The 253-nt window shown below is 59.3% G+C and carries 1 protein-coding gene; it reads left to right on the forward strand.

Going from position 1 to position 253, the window contains the following annotated elements; genetic code table 11:
- Window positions 1-197 (forward strand): hypothetical protein (locus tag AC0L2H_RS32580; RefSeq protein WP_473593689.1); only part of this gene is annotated, 197 nt, incomplete at its 5' end.
- Window positions 198-253 lie beyond the last annotated feature (56 nt).

Raw genomic sequence — 253 nt, forward strand, 5'->3', positions numbered from 1 at the left:
TAAGCGGCGTGGTCAATGTGCTTGCGCTGACCTCGCCGCTGTTCATGCTGCAGGTCTATGACCGCGTTCTGGCAAGTCACAGCGTACCGACGCTGGTGGGGATAGCCGTGCTTGCTGCCGGGCTTTATGCGTTCCAATGCCTGCGCCTCAGTCAGGCATCGTTCAACAACTCGCAATTCATACGGTCGGCGGAGTGATCGCGCCCGCCGATCCGATCATGCTAATTGTGCCCGAAGGCGACGATCTGACGCTA

It is taken from the genome of Mesorhizobium sp. WSM4871 (assembly GCF_055811295.1).